Source organism: Nannocystis sp. RBIL2 (assembly GCF_026626745.1).
Classification (GTDB): domain Bacteria; phylum Myxococcota_A; class Polyangia; order Nannocystales; family Nannocystaceae; genus Nannocystis.
In genome coordinates this window covers 4,838,905-4,859,033 of the sequence record NZ_JAPNJW010000001.1, presented here as the reverse complement: position 1 = coordinate 4,859,033, position 20,129 = coordinate 4,838,905, and the positions used below count along the sequence as shown (strand labels likewise).

15 protein-coding genes and 1 pseudogene are annotated in these 20,129 nt (G+C 72.2%); 8 read left to right on the top strand and 8 right to left on the bottom strand.

Annotation, left to right across the window (positions count from 1 at the left end):
- Positions 1 to 14: 14 nt before the first annotated feature.
- Complete coding sequence (locus OV090_RS19225; RefSeq protein WP_267705266.1) at positions 15 to 815, bottom strand: hypothetical protein; 801 nt, start codon at positions 813 to 815, stop codon at positions 15 to 17.
- A 234-nt stretch (positions 816 to 1,049) separates the two neighbouring features.
- Here OV090_RS19225 and OV090_RS19220 point away from each other — a divergent pair, with 234 nt between their 5' ends.
- Positions 1,050 to 1,970, top strand: a complete 921-nt coding sequence (locus OV090_RS19220; RefSeq protein ID WP_267707133.1) for an FHA domain-containing protein — start codon at positions 1,050 to 1,052, stop codon at positions 1,968 to 1,970.
- Positions 1,971 to 2,569: 599 nt separating this feature from the next.
- Here OV090_RS19220 and OV090_RS19215 read toward each other — a convergent pair.
- The 4 genes and pseudogenes from OV090_RS19215 to OV090_RS19200 all read right to left on the bottom strand — a co-directional run.
- Positions 2,570 to 4,612 carry an FG-GAP-like repeat-containing protein gene (locus tag OV090_RS19215; protein WP_267705265.1) on the bottom strand — a complete coding sequence of 681 codons (2,043 nt, stop codon included), beginning with the start codon at positions 4,610 to 4,612 and terminating at the stop codon, positions 2,570 to 2,572.
- Between the two features lie 190 nt (positions 4,613 to 4,802).
- Positions 4,803 to 8,318, bottom strand: coding sequence for a serine/threonine-protein kinase (locus tag OV090_RS19210; protein WP_267705264.1), 3,516 nt, complete (start codon positions 8,316 to 8,318; stop codon positions 4,803 to 4,805).
- 176 nt (positions 8,319 to 8,494) lie between these two features.
- On the bottom strand, positions 8,495 to 8,968 hold the full coding sequence (locus tag OV090_RS19205; RefSeq protein ID WP_267707130.1) for an MYXO-CTERM sorting domain-containing protein: 474 nt from the start codon (positions 8,966 to 8,968) through the stop codon (positions 8,495 to 8,497).
- 339 nt (positions 8,969 to 9,307) lie between these two features.
- A pseudogene (locus OV090_RS19200) lies at positions 9,308 to 9,817 on the bottom strand (trypsin-like serine protease); the annotation flags it as partial.
- Between the two features lie 422 nt (positions 9,818 to 10,239).
- Between OV090_RS19200 and OV090_RS19195 the strand changes: the two are divergent.
- Together OV090_RS19195 and OV090_RS19190 are read left to right on the top strand one after the other, a co-directional pair.
- Positions 10,240 to 11,067, top strand: a complete 828-nt coding sequence (locus tag OV090_RS19195) for a PAS domain-containing protein (protein WP_267705263.1) — start codon at positions 10,240 to 10,242, stop codon at positions 11,065 to 11,067.
- A 242-nt stretch (positions 11,068 to 11,309) separates the two neighbouring features.
- Entirely contained in the window at positions 11,310 to 12,644 is a 1,335-nt protein-coding gene (locus OV090_RS19190; RefSeq protein ID WP_267705262.1) for a carboxypeptidase-like regulatory domain-containing protein, read from the top strand.
- 135 nt (positions 12,645 to 12,779) lie between these two features.
- Here OV090_RS19190 and OV090_RS19185 read toward each other — a convergent pair whose 3' ends face one another.
- The 3 genes from OV090_RS19185 to OV090_RS50755 all read right to left on the bottom strand — a co-directional run bounded on the left by OV090_RS19185 (position 12,780) and on the right by OV090_RS50755 (position 14,276).
- Entirely contained in the window at positions 12,780 to 13,160 is a 381-nt protein-coding gene (locus OV090_RS19185) for a VOC family protein (RefSeq protein ID WP_267705261.1), read from the bottom strand.
- A gap of 147 nt (positions 13,161 to 13,307) precedes the next feature.
- Positions 13,308 to 14,042: a helix-turn-helix transcriptional regulator gene (locus tag OV090_RS19180; RefSeq protein ID WP_267705260.1), complete on the bottom strand. Its 735-nt coding sequence runs from the start codon at positions 14,040 to 14,042 to the stop codon at positions 13,308 to 13,310.
- A gap of 3 nt (positions 14,043 to 14,045) precedes the next feature.
- The gene (locus tag OV090_RS50755; protein WP_267705259.1) at positions 14,046 to 14,276 is read right to left on the bottom strand and encodes a SlyX family protein; all 231 of its coding nucleotides are present in this window, start codon (positions 14,274 to 14,276) and stop codon (positions 14,046 to 14,048) included.
- A gap of 147 nt (positions 14,277 to 14,423) precedes the next feature.
- On the opposite strand from OV090_RS50755, the gene OV090_RS19170 reads away from it, so the two are divergent.
- From OV090_RS19170 to OV090_RS19150, 5 genes are all read left to right on the top strand, one after another.
- Positions 14,424 to 15,272, top strand: coding sequence for an alpha/beta hydrolase (locus tag OV090_RS19170; protein ID WP_267705258.1), 849 nt, complete (start codon positions 14,424 to 14,426; stop codon positions 15,270 to 15,272).
- 36 nt (positions 15,273 to 15,308) lie between these two features.
- On the top strand, positions 15,309 to 16,421 hold the full coding sequence (aroC, locus tag OV090_RS19165; protein ID WP_267705257.1) for a chorismate synthase: 1,113 nt from the start codon (positions 15,309 to 15,311) through the stop codon (positions 16,419 to 16,421).
- Positions 16,418 to 17,110, top strand: coding sequence for a hypothetical protein (locus OV090_RS19160; protein ID WP_267705256.1), 693 nt, complete (start codon positions 16,418 to 16,420; stop codon positions 17,108 to 17,110). Before aroC ends, OV090_RS19160 begins: the two co-directional genes overlap by 4 nt.
- Before the next feature lie 97 nt (positions 17,111 to 17,207).
- Positions 17,208 to 17,972: a hypothetical protein gene (locus tag OV090_RS19155; protein ID WP_267705255.1), complete on the top strand. Its 765-nt coding sequence runs from the start codon at positions 17,208 to 17,210 to the stop codon at positions 17,970 to 17,972.
- A gap of 338 nt (positions 17,973 to 18,310) precedes the next feature.
- Positions 18,311 to 19,681 (top strand): hypothetical protein, encoded by a 1,371-nt coding sequence (locus OV090_RS19150; RefSeq protein WP_267705254.1) that lies wholly within the window; start codon positions 18,311 to 18,313, stop codon positions 19,679 to 19,681.
- The last annotated feature ends 448 nt before the right edge of the window (positions 19,682 to 20,129 follow it).

The window sequence follows — 20,129 nt, the reverse complement described above, 5'->3', positions numbered from 1 at the left end:
ATGTACGGCCGGCTTTATTGCACAGTACCACGGCCGGTGCCCTTGCCGCGCCAGGTGAACTCGTACTTGATCTTCTGGCACTTGCCGGCCAGCAGCGCGAGCACGTGGGCGGGGAGGTCGACCTGGAGGGCGTCGATGGCGTTCTTGATCCGGGCGTCGAGGACCGGGTCGCCGGTGCTCTGTTTGAGCTGCGCCGACAGGGCGCCGTCAGGGCAGACCTCGAGGCGAAATTTATAAAGAGCGACATCCTGGGCCTCGGCGGCGAAGGTGCCGACGCGCATGTCGTCGAGCGCGCGCATGACTTCGGTGGCCCACGGGTCGCTGGCCTTGTGGAGCTCGGACCAGCCATCGGCCGAGCCGAACGGGTCGCCGGGGAGCTCGTCGGCGGTGGGCGGCTCGGGGTGGGGCGTGGCGGGCGGGCGGTCGCTCGGCGGGCCGTCGAGCGGCTTGGCGGGCGGGGCGGCGGGGGCTTCGCCGGGCGGCTTGGGCGGGGTCGGAGGGGTGACCTGCTCGCTCGTGATCGGCGGATGCGAGGCCGCATCGTCGGGGGCGCGGGCGGGTGGGACGACGCGCTTGTCCGGGAGCTGCTCGGGGTCCCGCTGCGGGCCCAGGCGTACGAGCTCGCCGGGGATGAAGTCGAGGGTGAGCTCGAGGTCGTCCCCGGCAGCGACCTCGAAGGTGGGGGCGAACATCACGAGAGCGGCGACTCCGCCGCTCAGCAAGGTCGACCCGAGCAGGCTTCCGAGGAAGGCCGTCGAGTTGCTCGCCACCTCGCGGAACTGCCGCCCGAACGCGATGAATGGAGTGAGCAGCAAGGGGACGCGAGGGACCTGCGAATCGGGGCCGGGACCGGCGAGCATGCGCCGCCCACGACGCGTCGGGACTGCGAGTTATTCGCGCGGGGCGGTCGCAAGGGGACGGTGTTTTCAGCGAATAAACAGTTCAAGCGGGCGGGCGGAGCGCCCGCGCCGGAATTGCGGCGACCGGCCGAGCGCTTCAGGCTGGCAGTGGTGCATGGAAAGATCCGGGCTAAGATCGGTGATGGTCCGATGGCTGTTCTGCGCGCGCATAGTTCCGAAGAGCGCCTCATTCTACCTGACCGCTGTTTGGTAGGGCGTTCAAAATCATGTGACCTTGTGCTGGGCGCTCGGGACGTATCCGGGCGCCACGCGGAGATCCAGTGGGACGGCGACCACTGGGAATTGCATGACCTCGGCAGCCGCAACGGGACCTGCGTCGACGGGGCGCGGCTGGCGGCGGGAGAGCGCCTGGTGCTGCGCCAGGGGGCGGAGATCCGCTTCGGGCGCGAATCGGCGGTCTTCAACCTGGAGGACGCGGCCGGGCCGCAGCTGATGGCGCACCGATTGCCGGCGGCACAATGGCGAGTCGGCGAGGGCGGCTATATGGCGTTGCCGGATCTGCAGGAGCCGGAGTGCTCGATTTATCAGGATCCACAAGGCTCGTGGATCTGCGAGCGCGGCGCCGAGGTCGCGCCGATCGACGACCGGGCGGTGCTGGCGCTCCGCGACGGGCTCTGGCGCATATACCTGCCGAAGTTCTGCGCCGGTACGTGGCAAGAGAGCGACGGCGGGCTGTGCGTGGCCAACCTGCGGCTGTGCTTCGCGTTCAGCCGCGACGAGGAGCGCGTCGAGCTGGTGGCCTGCTGCGGCGACCGCCGCCTGGACCTACAGCGCCGCGCGCATCACTACGTGCTGCTGCTGCTGGCGCGCCGGCGCCTCACTGACGAGCGCGCCGGGCTGCCGGCTGCCGAGCAAGGCTGGCTCACTGCCGACGAGCTGCTCAAGATGCTGCGGATGGACGACAACCACCTGAACATCTGCATCCACCGCGCGCGCACGCAGCTCGGTCGACTCGGGGTGGCCGACGCGGCGTCGCTGGTCGAACGCCGCCCGGGGACCCGGCAGGTCCGCCTCGGCCCTGCGCGCATCGAGCTGCGGCCGCTCGATTGAGATGGTGCGGATTCAGAGCCGGTGAGGGCGAGACGGCTCGCATCGAGCTGCGGTCGCTCGTTGGACGGCGAGGCCGCGCGAAACAGCGACGTGTGTCACTTGTTGCTGGCGGAGGCGAGTGCGTCTACGCTGCGAACGACGGCCGTTTGCGGGGCAAGAATGAGCGGGGTATCGGCTTCGTACTTCGCCGCTCGACCTTGAAGAGAACGGGATGCGCAGGTTGTTCGCAGGACTCTGGCGCTGGTCATCGCGCTAATTCGCGGCGGATCCGGACCACGAACGAGTCGTCGCCGAGCTGCGGGGGCGCGTTCGTCACGACCCTGCGCTTCGGGCGATCTTGCGGACCGCGCGGAGCCGCACGGATACTACTTCGAGACGGGGAGCGGACCTGGGCGGTGGGGGCTGCTCTTCCTGGCCTCCCGAACCGCGGGGAGCTGGGCGATCGGCCGCTATCCGCAGTCGGGTGAGGCGCCGATGGATACTGCCATCGATCGGCTGTGGCGGCTCGCGCAGATCGTCATCGACGACGAATGAATGCGTGGCCGCTCGTGCCGGCGAATCTGGGCCGAGGCGCCCGATTCGCCGGCAAATGAATGCGATCATTCGAGCAGGTGCGCGCCTTCGTGGCCGGCGAAGGTGGCGAAGTCGCCGGCGGCCTTGTCGACGAGGGTGAACGAGCCGTCGCCGTTGGAATAGGCGGTGGGGATCGTGCTCCAGTCGCCGGGACCGGTCATGGCGAGGTCGCTGCGGCCGTCGCCGTCGAAGTCGCCGGCGACGGCGCGGGCGCCGACCTTGAGGCGCGCGCCGAAGGTGGTGGCAATGGGCTGGGCGAGCGCGAAGGTGCCGTCGCCGCGGGACAGTGCCAGCGGGACGCTGCCCGTACGGCCGACCAGCGCGAGGTCGGTCTTGCCGTCGCCGTCGAAGTCGCCGGGCAGGACGCGCGTGCCGGCGTCCTCGGCCCAGTCGCCGAGCTCGGCGGTGTCGGAGTCGACGAAGGTGAACGAGCCGTCGCCGGCCGAGAGCGCCACGGGGAGGGTCTTCCAGCCGGCCGAGCCGGTGACTGCGAGGTCGGTGGTGCCGTCGCCGTCGAAGTCGCCGGCGAGGACGACTGCGTCGGCGGCGGAAGCGGCGGCGGCGAAGCTGCGCGCGGGCTGTCGGACCACGGTGAACGAGCCGTCGCCGTTCGACAGGGCGACGGGGATCGCGGGCTCACGGCGGTCGCCGACGAGGGCGAGGTCGGTGGTGCCGTCGCCGTCGAAGTCGCCGGCGATCGTGCGGACGCCGGGGGCCGCGGCCGCGGCGGGGAAGTCGTCGCCGGCGTGCTCGGCGAGCTCGAAGCTGCCGTCGCCGCGCGACAGGGCGATGGCGACGCTGTCCGCCGATTCGGCGCCGAGCAGGGCGAGGTCGGTGCGGCCGTCACCGTCGAAGTCGCCAGTGAGCAGGTGCGCGTTGTCGCGGGCGGCCCATTCATGCCACTGGGCCAGGACGGGGGTGGACACCGCGAAGCCGACCTCGCCGCGGGAGCGGGCGAGGACCAGCGACTTCCAGTCGCGCGCGCCGGACAGGACGACGTCGGTGCGGCCGTCGCCGTCGAAGTCGCCGGTGGCGATCTGGACGCCCTCCCCGGCGGCGGCGGCGGCGAGGTTGGGGTCGGTGAAATCCGTCTCCTCGAAGCTGCGGCCGGCCGCGAACGCCACGGGCAACGCCCTCCAGGCCGATGCGCCGGTCAGGGCGAGGTCGCTGCGGCCGTCGTGGTCGAAGTCGACGGCGACCTTCGGCTGGTGCCGCACCACCGCGGGCGGGCCGTAGAGGGTGCGCGCGCCCTCCTGGTCGGCGATCGTCAGGGTGTAATCGGTGGTGGAGACGCCGCCGGTGCACCACTGATAATGCATGACCGAGCGATGATCGTACTCGCCGAGCTCGGCCCACGCGTCGTCCTCGAAGCAGACGCTGGACGGCAGCCGGGTGTGCTCGTGGCGCAGGCCGAGGACGTGCCCGAGCTCGTGGCGCAGGACGCCGACGGTGGTGATGTTCGGGGTCGCGGCCTTCCAGTCGGGGTTCTCGTCGAAGTCGACGTAGTCGATGTAGAGGATCCGCGTCGACTCGGGCATGGCGGGGAAGAAGGCCATCGCGCCGCCGGTGCTCCACGGCTGCACCGCGAACAGGGCGACCGAGCCGGGCCGACAGTCGGCGTCGGCCGCGGGCCGGTAGCGGAAGTCGACGTGCGCCGCCTGCTCCCACGACCGCGTGGCCTCGGCCATCTCGCGCACGACCCGGTCCTTTTTCGCGCCGAACTCGTCCGACACGCAGTAGGTGAGCTCGTGCTCCCGGCCGGCTTGCCAGCGGTCGAACGCGCCGTCGTGCAGGTTGACGATGCTGCGCGGGGCGGTGCCCTCGCGCGCGGCGACGAGGTCGGCGTAGGCGTCCGCGAGCTGGTCGAGGGTGACGGGGAGGTCGCCGTCGACGACGTAGCGCGGCTGGCCGTCGACGTGGCGGGTGGCGGCCTCGCGGAACTCCTCCCAGGTGGGCAGCGAGTCGTCGGTTTCGGCGATGTCGCAGGCCGCGAGCGGGAGGGCGAGGGCGCCGAGGGCGAGGAGCCGGCGCGGACGCGAGGGACGCGAGGAGTTCGAAGAGGGACGCATTTTCATTTGAGCGTCACGTTAGCGAATCGCAGATCGTTACGCCCGTATTACCGCCGTCGAGCACCGCCGTGCGCGGCGCCGTGGCGCAAAGCAGGCTCGTGCTGGTAGCATTCGCGGGTCTGCACATTGGCGGCGGACGGCGAGCCCAGGCGTGCATGCAATCGGCGGCCGTCCCGCCCGGTCCCCCGCGTCAACGGAGGAAGGCGCCGGAGATCCGCCTGCACACGGGAGTGACCCGCTGCGCGATGTCCGTGCGCGCGAGGGCGTGGCAGGCGGCGTCGACGAGGCCGGCGCGCGTGACCGGATAGGTGTGGATGGCCCCGCTCTCGGCGTCGAGGACGTCGATGAAGCGGTCGTCGTTGCTCAGGCGAAAGTCGTCGGCGGGCGAGCGGGTGTGGAGGAGCTGCTGCTCCTCGAGCGCCGGTACGCTCAGGATCGCCAGCTGGCCCTTCTGCGTGCGCGCGACCAGGAATTCGCCGGAGTGCGCGAACTCCAGCAGGGGCGCGTCCTCGAGCCCCGGCGGGCGCAGCATCGGGTTGTAGGCGACGCCGCTGTAGGCCGAGAAGTCGATGTCGGACAGCTTGTTCCCCGAGTCGACCTCCCACAGCCGGACCTCCTTGAGGTTGTCGCGCGAGCGGCAAGAGGTCAGGAGGAAGCGGCCGTCGCTCGAGATGTACGAGAAGCCCTTGCGCCGCTCCCGACCCAGGCAAGTGTCGATGGCGATGCAACGTTCGAGGCCGGTCTCGGGGTCGAACACGCTGGTGCGATTGTCGTCGCGGACGATGAACAGCTCGCTGCCGAGGAAGCTGATGAGGCTGTTCGGGACCTGATCGGGCATGGCGAACGGGAAGGCGCGCAGCTCCTTCTTGCACTCGGGGGTCGACCAGATCGCCAGCGCGCCGGATTCGAACAGCACGCCGACGTAGGTGCCCTCGCTGGAGATCCGCACCTCCTGCACGCGGGTGCCGTCGCCGGGGATCTTGCACAGCGGAGTCGGCTCGGGCGGCTCGATGACGTCGACGCTGCCGTCGAGGTTGGCGGCGGCGATCCGGGCCGCCCGGGTCGCGAGGGCGACGGTCTGACGCCCGCCCCCGGGCGGGTAGGCCCGCGAGTAGAGCTTGTGGCCCCATTCGTCGTAGAAGCGGATGAGGCCGCGACGAGCTTGGCCCGCCGGCTCGCGCCAGATCCCGCCGTCGACGCTCCAAACGGACGAGCTCTCGAGCGGAGCGTCGGGCTCGGCGAGCACGAGCGGCGGCCGCTCGCCGCGCCGATCGTGCAGGCGGACGACGCCGTCGGCGTCGCGCGTCGAGACCTCGCGCTCGTCGAACCGCACGATCCGCTGGCCGAGCGGGGGCGTCCAGCGCCCCACCTCGAGCGGGTCGGCCGACTCCCACAAGGTGACGCCCGACGAGATGATGGCGAAGCGAGTGCCGCCGCGCGAGGTCGACAGATGCTCGCCGTGGACGCTCGAGATCGGCGGCGTGCTCTGGCGCAGGTTCGGGGTCTCCGACAGCTGCAAGTCGGTGCCGACGAGCAAGAGCTCGTCGTCGCTGGTGGCGTCGTGAAGCTTGCCGACGATCCGGTGGGCCTGCTCCCAGCCGCCGGCGGCGAGGTCGGCGGCGGCGTGGAACACCATGGTGTCCTCATCGGGGTTGTTGGCGGTCAAGAGGCGCCGGCCGTCGGAGGAGAACAGGACGGTGCGCGCGAGGTGAGGCAGCCGCTCGACGCGCTGGCGGCGTCGGTCGAACACCAGCGCCCCCTCCGCCGCCGAAGGGTGGGCGAGGGCGATGTAGCGGCCGTCGGGCGACACGGCCAGCGAGGCGGGGTCGCGCCGGCTGGCCCACGACTCGTTCCACGCCGGCAAGTCGCGCCACACGATCGGGCGCTCGGCGACGCCGGTGTCGGCGGAGAGGAAGGTCGGCGCGAGGGCGTCGGTGGCGAGCACGAGCAGCTTGCCGTCGGGGTAGAGCGCGAGCGCGGCGCCGCGGGCCGTCAGCGGGGTCGACCAAATCAGCCGGCCGTCCTCGCTGCGGTAGGCGCCGACGGCGTCGAACAGCAAGGTGAAGGTTTGGTGATCGATCGACGCGGTGTGGGCCTTCAGGGCGAAGAACCGCGAGTCGTCCGGGGCGAACACGAGGTCGTGACAGCGGGGCACCTGGACGTTGCGCGCGCCGCCGTCGATCGAATAGATGGTGCAGCTGTCGTCGTCGCGGACGACGATGTAGCGGTTGCCGGGGCTGATCCGCACGAACGCGTGGTTGACCGCGCCGGTCGCGACCGTGGCGACCCGACGCACCGGATCGGTCGACCACAGCTCGACGTCGCTGGCGAACTGGACGGCGAGCAACTTGCCGTCGTCGGACACCTCGACGGCCCGCGGCGACTGCTCCTGCGTCGGGATCGTGGCCACCGGCAGCATGGCCTGCATGGCCCCCGTGAGGGCGTCGATGACGACCTGCGGCGCCTCCTCGAAGCTCGGGGCGAACGGCGCGAGCGCCTCGAGGGCCAGCTTGAGGGCGTCGCGCTCGTGGGCGCCGACGGTCGAGAGGCGCCAGACCTCGCGGTTGCGCGCTTCGGAGCTGGCGGCCTCGCGCTCGTCGTCGGCCCGCGCGGCGCGCTCCTCGCTCTCGATCCTCGCCGCCTCCGCCTCCGCTCGCCGCTCGTCGATCCGGCGCGCGGCGAGAGCGGCGGCGACGAGCGCGAGGATGCCGATGAACAGCACGCCGAGGCGCCGCCGCGGGGCCTGGTGGTCGCGCGTCAGCTCGGCGAGCAATGCGGTCATCGACGGCCAGCGCGCGCCAGGGTTGACCGCGAGGCCGCGCTCGAGCAGGCGCCGCAGCCACGGCGGGGCGCGGCGAGCGTCGCGCGGCGGGGTGATGTGGCCGCGGGTGATCGCCTGCAGCAGCGCCGAGGGGGTCTCGCCGCAGAACGGCCGCGAGCCGTAGAGCGCCTCCCACATGGCGACGCAGAACGCGAATTGATCGGTGCGCGCGTCGGCCTCGAGGCCCTCCCACTGCTCCGGGGCCATGTAGGCCGGCGTGCCCAGCAGGGTGCCGGTGCGGGTCAGCTCGATCGGCTGATCGCACGGGGGCGGGGCGAAGCTCTCGCGGGGCTCGCCGGTGGCGGCGCGCGCGAGGCCGAAGTCCATCACGCGCACGCGCTCGTCGACGCCGATCATGATGTTCTCGGGCTTGAGGTCGCGGTGGACGAGGCCGGCGTTGTGGGCGGCGGCCAGGCCGCGGCCGATGGCGGTAAAGACGGCGACGATGTCTCGCCAGCCGCGCCGGCGCGAGTTCAACCATTGCCGCAAGGTGACGCCGTGGACGTACTCCATGGCCACGAACACCTCCTCGTCGAAGGTGCCGACGTCGTAGACGGTGACGACGTTGGGGTGGGCCAACTTGGCCAGCGCCTGGGCCTCGCGGATCAGCCGCGCGCGGGCCTTGTGGTCGCGCGCGTGCGACTTGAGGAACTTGAGGGCGATCTTGCGATCGAGCTCGGGGTCGTAGGCGCCGTAGACGACGCCCATCGCGCCGGCGCCGACGTGCTCGAGCAGGACGTAGCGGTCGATGAGCGTGCCGCGGGCGAACTTCACCGCGCCCGGCCGCGGCACGTCGCCGTGGGCCGGCGACTCGAACGCCGGATGCTCGGTCGACTGAATCTCGAGGGTCGGCGCGGTCTCCTCACCGTGATGTTTGCGGATCATGCGGTCGCGCCAGATATGGCGCGCTTCGAGGGTGCTGCCGATCACCTCCCATCATGCCGTCGGGCCCCGACCCTGCGAGGGCGCCGGCACAGGCTGCGCGATCGGGCGGGGCCGCCGCTGCCGGCGGTGCGGGCGCCGAATCGCGGTCGGCGACCGCGGCGCCTGGAATCCGTGGGTCAGGGCCTCGGCGACTTGCGCCGGCGCCGGCCGAGCAGCGCGAGGAGCCCGAGCGCACCGGCGGCGCTGTCGTGCTGGCGGCAGCCGCAACCGCCGTCGTCGCTGTCCGCGGCCGTGGTCGTGCTGGCTTCGCTCGCGCCGGTGCTGCTCGACGAATCACTGTCGGTCGTGTCGCTCGGCTCGGCGCCGCCCGTCGTGGGTGGTTCGCCGGTGCTCGTCGGCTCGCCGGTCGTCTCGAGACCGCCGGTCGTCTCCTCCTCCGGCAGGACAGGCGCGGGCTGATTGACGCCGATGGCGATCGGCGCGGCGTAGGCCTCGTTGCCGGCGTGATCGATCGCCAGCGCGCTGACGAGATAGCCGCCGGTCGGCAGGCCGACGTTCCACGCGTACGGCCCCGCCTCGCGCGTGCCGCCCGGGACCTCCTTCGCGTCGAAGACGAGCCGCACCTCGGCGATGCCCCAGCCGTCGGGCATCCCGGGCCCGTCGCTCGCCCGCGCGACGATCTTCAGCGGCAACGGGCCCTCGGACTCGAACTGCTGACCCTGCGTCAGGCCGACGATCTCCACCTGCGGCGGAGTGTCGTCCGAACGCCCGTCGTAGGCGGCGCCGCAGGTCACGTCCGGCCCCGAGAGCGGCAGGTCGGCCTGACAGCCGGTCGCCCAGGTCCCGCTCGCCTCTCCGGGCTGCAGCGCGAAGTCGCCGCATTCGGGGCTCGGATCCCAGGTCCCGTCAGGCGTGTGGCAGGGCGTGATGTCGAGGTTCAGGTGCTTCTCGAACCATTCGATGTTGGTGTGCATCAGCGAATAGAACGACCCGCTGCCGCAATCCCCGAGGATATACGACGCGATGCCGAACACTCGCCAGCCGCCGTCGGGGAGCTGCAGCATGACGGGCCCGCCCGAGTCGCCGTAACAGACGCCGTGTCCGTCGTCGCTCTTGACCGCCACCTCGTTGCCGGGGAACGTAGCGATCTTCGAGAACGTCTCGCGCTTGATCCCGGCCGGGCCCTCCTCGGCGAGGCCGAAGCCGACCAGCGCCACGTCGGCGCCGACCTGCAGCGCGTCGAGCTCGCAGCCCATCAAGATCGGCACGATCGGGACATCGGTCACCGGCTCCGCGAGGCGACACGCGGCGACGTCGATCCCCTCGCCGAGCACGGTCGGGATCTTGAAGCACTCGTCGGTGAGCACCTGTCGCGCCGGCGCGCCCTCGCCGTCCTCGCCGAAGGTGACGGTATTCACCTCGATGCCGCAGTGCGACGCGTAGAGCACCACCTCCGGATGCACGAGGGTGCCGGTGCAGCCGGCCTCCCGCAGATAGACGACGCTCGGCCAGCCGCACTCGGCGACCTCGGTGCGGTGCTTTCATCACTTCGGACGCCTGTTCGCGGTCGATGACAGTTGGCCGCGCGAGTCGATCGACGGCCGACGGGCGTGCGCTGACCCGGCTGTCGTAGGACCCACTCGCGGAGCTCACGCCCGCAGAGCGCGGCGCTCCGCGCGGGTGCGTCGATTCTTGCATCAATGACGGGATCTCTCCGCTGACATTGATTGCAGGCAGCGGGACGGTGTGCATGTCTTGCGTGACCTGTACGAAAGGACTGGTGACCGCGGCGCGAGTTCGCGCCACTGCTGCGATTGCGCCTCAGGGCCCGACCGAAGCCGATCTGCGTTCGCGTTCGCGGTCGGCGCGCTTGCCCCCTCGCGCGCGCTCGCGTAGGACTGAAGGTCCGGGAGGGATTGCCATGGCTGACCGATCGGACGAAGGGGCGCGCGCGGCGGAGGACGGACGCAGCGAGCCAGATCCGCGGGCGACGCTCGAGCGGGTGATGGCGCTGGTGAACAGCTCGCCCAGTCTCGTGTATCTCAAGGACACCGAGTTCCGCTACACATTCATCAATCGCACCTTCGGCCGCGACAGCAACAAGACTCTGGCCGACATGTACGGCCGCGGCGACGAGGTCATCATGCCGCCGGAGTTCGTCGCCCAGGTCCGGGCCGACGAGCTCAAGGTGATGGAGAGCGGGGTCCCGCTGGCCTACGAGGAGGAGGTGGTGACGCCGAAGGGTCGGCGTCACTTCTCGACCGTCAAGCTGCCGGTCTACGGCGACGACGGGGAGCTGATCGGGATCGGCGGGTTCGTCACCGACATCACCGAGCGCAAGCTGCAGGAGCTCGAGCAGCAGCGCATGATCGCCGCGCAGCGCGAGGCGCTGCGCGAGCTGTCGACGCCGCTCCTGCCGATCGCCGAGGGCGTGCTCGCGGTGCCGCTGGTCGGGGTGGTCGACCCCGAGCGCGCCAGGCAGATCGTCGAGAACCTGCTGCGCGGGATCGCCGAACACCGCGCGCACACGGCCATCCTCGACGTCACCGGCATTCGCATGATGGACGCCGAGGTCGCGCGCGCGCTGGTGCAGGCGGCCCGCGCGTCCCGGCTGGTCGGGGCGCGCGTGGTGCTGACCGGCATCAGCCCGGAGGTCGCGCAGACTCTGGTCACCCTCGACGTCGACCTGAGCGGCATCACCACCCTGGCCACGCTCGCCAGCGGCATCGCCTTCGCCCTGCGCGAGTGAGGCGGGCGGGCCCTGGCCGCGCCGGCTCGCTGGCGCGGCCGCGCGGGCCGGAGGAGCTGCGCCGGCTCCGCGGGCGGCGTGGTAGGCTCGCGCGCGTGGTGCGAAGGAGCAGGCGAGTCGGGGGCGCGCTCGTCTCGTTGCTGATGCTCGGGTGTCGCCCGCAGGCAGCCGAGACGGCGACGCAGGTGGTCGAGGCGGGGCCGCAGGCGGCTACGCCGACGGCTCCGGTCGCGAGCGAGCCCGTGGCAGCCGAGCAGCCGCGTTGCCGGCCGCTGGCGTCCGAGCCGGCGATCGCCGCGCCCGCTTCGGGGCCTGCGTACGTGCTGGTCGATGCCGTCGGAGTGCTGCGCATCGACGACGGCGCGGTGACGACGGTGCTGCCGCTGGCCAAGGGCGTCGACGTCAGCGACCTCGAGATGACGGCAGGGCCTGACGGTTCGCTGTGGCTCAGCGGCTGGGACGGGGTCGACGTGATGGTGCCGGACGGGCGCACGCGCAAGGTCCACCGGCGCCGCGGCGACTCCGGGCCGCGCTACGAGCATTTGATCGTCCGCGCGGACAATGACGTGTGGGCGGTGACGGGCGACATCGAGTGGCAGGTCGTGCATTACGACGGGTCGCGCTGGCAGCCGCTGCGAAACCGGCGGCAGTTCGCCGGCAAATACGACGACAACAAATTCGCGGGCCTGGCGGTCGCCGCCGGCGCAGTGTGGGTGGCCTCGTGGAACGGGCTGTGGCGCGGCGTCGGGCGCGACTGGCGACCCGTCGAGCCGCCGCCCGGGACCGGCATCCTCTCGCTATGGACATACCGCGATCGCGTGATCGCCGGCGACGGCGAGCGCTGGTTCCTGCGCGAGGGCGACGGCTGGCAGGCGCTGGCGTGGCCGTACACCGAGAACATCCGCCGCGCGGTGGGCGAGGTCGGCCTGGTCGCGGCGCCCGAGCACGGAAAGGCGGCGGTGCAGCTGGCGGCCGCGACGACCGCGGGGTGCACTGCGGCCAGCGAGCCGCTGGCGGGCTCGCGGATCGCGGCGCTGGCGGTCGACGGGGCCGGGCGGGTGTGGCTGGCGACCGACGTCGGCCTGGGGGTGGTCGACGGCGACGGGCGCAAGCTGGCCGAGTGGCCGTTCGGGTCGCTACCTGGCCTTTCGGGCAGGGTGACGCAGATCGCGGTGATCGGCGCCGGGCCGTCGCGGCTGCCGTCGGGCCGGCCCGGCAAGACCTGGGAGGTCGTCGGCCGGCTCAAGACCTTCAAGCAGGCCAGGCCGCTGGCGGGCGCCGAGGTCGAGCTGTGCCCGTCGCCGGCCAGCGACGACCGCTGCCCCGCAGGCCCGTCCACGCGCTCGGCCACCGCCGCGGCCGACGGCTCGTTCCGCTTCGCCGACGTCCCCGTCGGCGACTACTCGATCGTCGTGCGACCGCCGGCCGGCCTCGAGGAATGTACCAGCCCGTTCACCGACCACGGCCACTGGCTGAAGCCCGCCGTCGATTGCCCGGCCGACGGCCCGCGCTGCGACCTCGGCGAGCTGACCGACTGCCGGCCGTTCGAGATGCCGCCGCCGCCGGCGATGCGCTGACCTGTCCCCGAGGGCAGGTCGAGAATGGTCGCGGCGGATCCGGTGATGCGAGAGCCGCGCCGTGCGGATCGAGGTCGCCTGATGAGGAACATGAACATGTCCGAGGAGACATGTTCATCTTCGTGCTGAGGATATTCAGCCGATCCGCTGGGCGAACAGGATGTCGTTGCCGGCCGGGTCGCGCACGATCGTCTCGCGCATCCCATAAAAGGTGTCGCGCTGATCGACGAGGCGCGGCCAGTCGCCGAGGGCGCGCTGGACGGCGGCGAGGTCGTCGACCTCGATGAACAGCGAGGTGCGACTCGGGCCGGGCTCGGCGCCGGGGATGTCGTCGTGCACCGAGGCGACGGTCTGCAGCATGAGCTCGGTGCGGCCGGAGGTGAGGATGACGAAGCCGAGGCGATCGCCGTGCGGGACCTCCGCGGTCCGGGTGAAGCCGAGGCGGTCGACCCAGAAGGGCAGACAGTCCTCGACCGAGTCGACGACGAGCACGGGGGTGATTCGCGTGAAGTTCACGGGCCCTGGGATGCCACGGGCGGCGGCGCGGGGATTGTAAAAATGGTGCGCCAGGTGTGAGACCGCGCGCGGGCGATCGCCGGGGACGTCGAGGGCCGCGTAGCGAGCTGGCCGAAGGGACATGTCGTGCCCCGCGGCGAGGCGGGGTCACACGTCTGTCGCCAGGGCCCGGGCGTAGGCGCCGGGGGTGAGGCCGCCGAGCGCCTGCATCTCGTGGATGAAGTGGGCCTGGTCGTGGTAGCCGAGCTCGCAGGCGAGGGCGGCCTGATCGCGCGGGGCGGCGCGCAGGGCCTGGACGGCGCGTTGCAGGCGCAGGACGCGGGCCAGCTCTTTGGGCCCGACGCCGACGGCCTGGCGCACGCGACGGGTGAGCGACTGGCGGGCCACGCCGAGACTGTTCGCCAGCTCGGCGACGCTCGGCGGACGCGTCGCGGCCAGGGCCCGCGCGGCTCGCTCGACCAGCGGATCGAGGGGGCGGCGGCGGTGCTTCGTCAGCACGCTCGCGAGGTGACGCACGCGAGTCGTCGCGTCGGGCAGCGTCGCCAGGACGTCGAGCAGCGGCGTCGCGGGCAGCCCGAGCTCGCCGGCAGGGACCCGCGCGTCGGTGAGGGCGTCGGCGGGCACGGCGAAGAACACGCGCGCGGCCCCCGGGCGGAAGCGGACCGCGACGATGTCGGACGCGCCGTCGGGCACGACGAGCGCGCGCGTCATGGCGCCGACGACCTCGACGCGCGGGTTGCCGACGAGGTGGACGATCACGTCGATGCAGCCGTCGGGCAGCACGCGGTAGCTGCGGCCGCCCTGCGGCGCGTCGACCGAGCGGGTCCAGAAGGCGTCGACGACGTCGGCGAGCTCGCGCGGGGCCGGGTGCTCGCGGTACACCGGCTACTCGACCTCGTCGTCGAGCGCGGCGAGCACGTCGGCGGTGCTGGGCGGGCCGTCCGCGAGGTCGCCGCGGACGCGCGAGAGCTCGCGCTCGAGCACCTCGACCTTGGTGGTGAAGCGGCGCAGGACGGCGTCGAGGTCGTCGATGGTGCGCTCCTGGAACGCGAGCTTGACCTCGAGCTCGGTGATTCGCTGTTCGAGCCTGGCGATGTCGGCGTCGGTGGCGGGCACGGGCCCACGGGATACGCGGGGCGCGCGGCGCGTGCAAGCGGGGACGGGTCCGCCCGCGCGCCCTGGGCGAGGGCCAGGCGCGTCGCGGCGAGCGCGGCGGCGGGCGGGTTGAATCCCCCGGCGCGGGGCCTTAGGCTCGGAGCGCGCGTGCCCGAGTTCATCGACATCCTCGATCCCGTGGCCGGTGCGGGGATGGTCGGCCAGGTGCGGGTCGACCGGCGCCCCGGGCCGGAGGGCAGCACTGCGCCGCCGCTGGTGATCCTCGGCGGCATGACGCAGACGCTGTCGAGCTGGGGCGGGCAGGTGCGGCCGCTGTCGGGCCAGCGGCCGGTGATCGTGTACGAGGCGCGCGGGCAGGGGCAGACGCGGCTCGACCTGAGCGACGTGACGCCGCCGGTCCACGTCGAGGACTTCGAGCGCCTGCTCGACGCGCTCGGCGTGGCCGGGCCGGTCGACCTGTGCGGCTTCTCGTTCGGCGGGCGGATCGCCCTGGCGATCGCGGCGGAGCGGCCCGAGCGGGTGCGCCGGCTGGTGCTCTCGGGCGTCAGCGCCGGCCGCGGCGCGCTCGGTCGCGTGATCGTCCGCGCCTGGCGCGAGGCGCTCAAGACCGGCGACCTCGAGGCGCTGGCGTGGATCAGCCTCGGCGACACTCTCGGGCCCCGCTACCTCGAGGCCAACGAGGCGGTGCTCGCGGCGTTCGTCACGGCGACGGTCCAGCGCAACACGTACGCGGGGATCTCGGCCCTGTTCACGCAGACCTTGAACGACGCCCCCGACTCGCCGTGGGCGCCGCTCCGGCTGGCGCCGCGGGTGCAGGCGCCGACGCTGCTGCTGGCCGGCGCGCTCGACCGCCTGGCCCCCGCCGGCGAGCTCGACGCGCTGGCCGCCGCCTTCCCGGCCGGGGCGCGCGCCGAGGTGCTGCCCGACGTCGGTCACACCGTCGCCATCGAGGCCGCCGAGCGCTGGCGCGCGCTCGTGCTCGAGTTCCTGGCCTGAAACACATGGCGTGAAGGACATGTTCTTCGGGGCATTATGAGCGGCAACACTTTCGGCCATGTCTTCCGGGTCACGACCTTCGGCGAGTCACACGGCGGCGGGCTCGGGGTCGTCGTCGACGGCTGTCCGGCCGGCCACCCGTTCCCGCACGCGCGGATCGCCGAGCAGATGGCGCGCCGGCGCCCGGGCCAGGGCAAGCTGACGTCGGCGCGCCAGGAGGCCGACGCGGTCCAGGTCTTCAGCGGCCTCGACCCCGAGACCGGGCGCACCCTCGGCACGCCGATCATGATGATGGTCGGCAACAGCGACGCCCGCAGCCACCACTACGACGACCTGGCGGCGCTGTACCGGCCGTCGCACGCCGACTACACCTACGACGCCCGCTACGGCCTGCGCGCGGTGGCCGGCGGCGGGCGGGCCTCGGCGCGCGAGACGGTGGGCCGCGTCGCGGCGGGGACGCTGGCGGAGGACCTGCTGCAGGCGCTGCACGGGGTCGAGATCGTGGCGTGGGTGGCGGCCGTCGGCGACGTCGAGCTGCCGGCGATCGACGAGGCGACGCTGACGCGCGCGCAGGTCGACGCCAGCGCGGTGCGCTGTCCCGAGGGACATGTCGCAGAGGCCATGACGGCGGTGATCGAGGCGGCGCGCAAGCAGGGCGACACGGTCGGCGGGGTGGTCCGCTGCGTGGTGCGCGGGGTGCCGGCGGGCTGGGGCGCGCCGGTGTTCGACAAGCTGACCGCCGACCTGGCCAAGGCGATGATGAGCCTGCCGGCCAGCCGCGGCTTCGAGGTCGGCGACGGCTTCGCGGCGACGAAGCTGCGCGGCTCGCAGCACAACGACCCCTTCGTCAAAGACGCGGAGAGCGGGCAGATCCGGACCACCACCAATCACTCCGGCGGGATCCAGGGCGGGATCAGCAACGGCGAGGCGATCCGCCTGGCCGTGGCGTTCAAGCCGGTGGCGACGATCTTCCAGCCGCAGCAGACGGTGAACCGCGCCGGCGAGGCGGTGACCTTCCAGGCCCGCGGGCGCCACGACCCGTGCGTGCTGCCGCGGGCGGTGCCGATGGTCGAGGCGATGGCGGCGCTGGTCCTGTGCGACCACATGCTGCGCGCCCGCCTGGCGACGATGGACGGGCTGCGGCGATGACGGACGAGTCACCCGAGGCGCGCCGCCGGGCGTTCCGCGTGGTCTCCGGGGGCGAGACGCGGCCGGCGCTGCCGCCGGGGCCGATGGTGATCGACGCGCCGCCGGAGGCGGTGGCGAGCGAACCTGTCTTCATGGACATGCCCGGAGGGCCACGTGTGCTGGCGCCCGGAGCCCCGCCGTCGCCCGGGACTGCGCCGCTGGAGATCGCGCGGCACCTGCGGATGGGCGAGGCGCTGGTGTGGTGGGACGCGAAGGCGGGCTACGACCTGCGGCCGCTGGCGTGGATCGGGGGCATCAGCGCGGCGGTGCTGCTGGTCGCCAGCCTGCTGGCGCCGGAGTTCTGGGACCAGCCGTTCGCCGACCTGTGGCGGCCGATCGCGGTGCTGCTGTCGCCGATGCTGCTGTGGCTGGTGCGCGAGCAGTTCAGCCAGCGGGCGATCCTCGTCACCGACACCGCGATCCTCGAGGTGCCCCGCCGCGGGGAGCCGCAGCGGCTGCAGTTCTCGGCGGTGCAGCGGGTGAGCCGCGATCTGCTGACCGGCGGGGTGGTGCTCACCGGCAAGCTCTCCAAAATTCGCGTGCCCGCGAGCCTGGTCGACCGCGCCCGCGTGGCGATCGCGTCGCAGCGCAAGGGTGCCCTGCGCAGCCAGGCGGAGCGGCCCGACGACCCGCTCCGCTTCATGGGCTAGGCCGCGGAGCGCGGTCGGGGAGCCGACCGGCGAATGATTCGCGGCAGCCCTGGGGGCACGCGCGGAGCTCGGTTCGACGGTCGTGGTATGAGGGCTCGTGGCCGAAGACGAAGCCCTGCCGGGGCGCAAGTATCTGGTGTGGATCTGGGTCGCGCCCTCGCGCTCGGTGATCGCCGACGTCGTCGGCGCGATCGCTAGCGACCCGGCTCGACTGGAGCGCTGGCTCGACGCCGAGGCTCGTACCGCGCTCGACTTTCGCGTCGGCCTGGACTTGGCAGGTCTGCAGCAGGGCCGCGACGCGCAGCTGCGGGCGCTGTTCCGCGAGGCGCTGCCGGACGTGACGGCGGCGACGCGAGGGGCGATCGAGGCCGCCCTCGCGCGACCCGGTTACTTGCCGATGCAGCCGATCGGGGCGGCGTACGTGCAGGAGGTCGCGACTGCGATCGGCGAGAACCCGCGCAATCGCAAGCCGCCGACGCAGGCCCCCGCGGCGGGCTTGCTGGCGCTGCGTGTGCTCGAGGCCGGCGGGACCGTGCGCGTCACGCCGCCATGGGTGGAGGGGCCGTCGGTCGTGTCCACTGCGACGGTCCGCGCGCTGCTTCAGGCGCTGCGCGGCGACCCGCGGCTGTGGGCCAAGTGGTGCAACCTGTGCTCGATCCACCGCGGCTGGGCCAAGGGCTTCAGCAGTTGCGCTCACGAGGCCGCAGCGGCGTTGTCCGAGAGCGAGCGACCCGCCGTGCTCGCGTGGTTGGAGGAGCGCGAGTGGTGGTCGACGCCGGGGAGCTGTGCGCTGCGCGGGAGCGTGGTGCTGCAGACGTTCACGAGCGAGGTGACGGAGCGGGCGCTGCTGCGAGGTCTGTAGGCAACTTTCGTTCTTTCGTCCGGGCAGCGGTGCGGGGTGGCTCGATGAGTCTCATGGGTGACTCTCGACCCGCGGCTCTCGCCATTCGCCGGGGCGAATCACTGAATACGACATGCGGTCGCTCGACCGGACTGAACGATGCTGGCCGCTCTCCGGTAGCCGAACGGGGCGATGTGGATCAGAGAGAGGAGCGAAGGCTTCCACGGATGTAGATGTCCAAGGTTTGTTCGCGGTGGCGCGATGGCGAGCAAATAGGCTAGAACGCGTCTCACTTTTACCTATTTTATAATGGCTTCGCGCCTTGACGCCTGGACAAACCTTTATCAAGATCGAGGACCATGCTGCTGCCTCGCCCGTCCTGGCCTCTGCCGTTGCTCGTTTTTGCGCCGCTCGTGTTGGCGGGCGGCTGCAATCGCACCGGCGATCCGCTGATTCCGGAGACGGTGTTCGGGCACTGCACTTATAAAAATCGGTTCTCCGACCGGACCGAGTGCCGTGAATACCGCGGCGACCGCTGGGACGAGGCGGGGGCGAGCGCAGACTGTGGTGAATGGGGCGCGGAGCTCGAGGGCGGGGCGTGCGAATACGAGGACATCCTCGGCGCCTGCGTGCTCGGCGATCCGGAGCGGGTGATCCGCGTCGTCGTGCCCGGGGCCGACGCCGGTGATTGTCGGCAGCAGGAGCGGGGTTGCGAGATCTTCGGCGGCGGGATCTTCGTGCCCGGGCCGGTGTGCGGCGGCGAAGATCTGCCCGACCCGGTCGAGGGCAACGTGTTCCAGTGGCCGGTGCTCGAGTGCAAGCAGCCGCTGGACGGCGAGCCGGCGGGGCAGGGCGAGGGCGGCGATGTGTGCACGTGGTCGATGATCTCCGGCTGCACCGAGCCGGGGCGCGACTTCTCGGCGTACGCGTCGTGCGACATGGTGCGGACGCAGCGGCCGTATTCGGCCCAGCCGACGCCGCAGCCGGAGGTCGAGGACCCGCGGCTGGGCGATGCGGCCTACGCGGAGGAGCTGGCGTGGGTCACGGAGCAGGTGTCGGCGTGCGCGTGCGTGTGCTGCCATCAGACGAGTTTGACGCCCGACGGGGCGGCGATCTGGGACCTCGAGGCGCCCGGCAATTGGATCAACACGTTCACGCCGTACGGGCTGGCGTTCGCCGGCGGCTTCCTCGATTCGTCGCTGCTCGGGGCCTATCCGGCGGCCGAGAACAATGGCTTCGACCGCGCGAGCACCGGGTTGCCGACGACCGATGCGGAGCGCATGCGGGCGTTCTTCGCGGCGGAGCTCGAGCACCGCGGGATGGCGCCCGAGGACTTCGCCGACGCCGACCCGACGCCGGCGCCGTTCTATCAGCAATACCTGTTCGAGCCGCAGGCGTGCGCCGAGGGCGAGGGGGTGGCCGCCGACGGGACGATCACGTGGGAAGGCGGCAGCGCCCGCTACGTGTACGTGCTGGCCGCGGACGCGCCGAACCCCGGGGTGCCGCCGAACCTCGACCTGCCCGAAGGGACACTCTGGCGCGTCGAGGTGCCGTGGGACAGCTCGACGATGCCGAGCCGCAGCGTCCGCTACGGCGAGCTGCCCGAGGGGGCGCGCCAGGGCTTTCCGAAGGATGGCTCGCCGCCGGTGCTGAAGGCGGGGAGCACGTATTATTTGTACGTGCTGGCCGACATCGGCGTGCCGATCACCCGCTGCCTGTTCAATTTTTGATCATGGGTAATCCGCGAGCGCCGGGCCCGGGACGGGGGCGGCGCTCGTTCGTGGGGCGGGGCGTGATTCGGGTGCGGATGATCGTCGGGCGCTGCTTGCGAGCGAAGCGGGATGCGTGCGTCGGCAAGCGCGCGGTGGGCTGGTCGCTTCATCGACGAGTTGCTGCGCGTTCGGGCGCTCGCGCCTCGCCCGGAGGCTCACGCGAGGCGAACTGACGCGCCTGTGCCCGGTACGGTCGGCGTGCCTTCGCGCTGGCCGCCCGCTCGCTCGCGCCGCGGGCCACCGCGTAGGGGCCGTGGGAGGTCGCGCTCGAGCGGGCGAGGCCGGCGACCGTCGCCTGTCTGCGGGGGTCGCGGCTGGAGGTGGAGCCGATCGGTGCGCTGTGAGCGGATCTCCGGCGATGCAGCGCGGCGAGCGGTGCGCCGCTCGTCGCTGAGCGGAGAGCCGC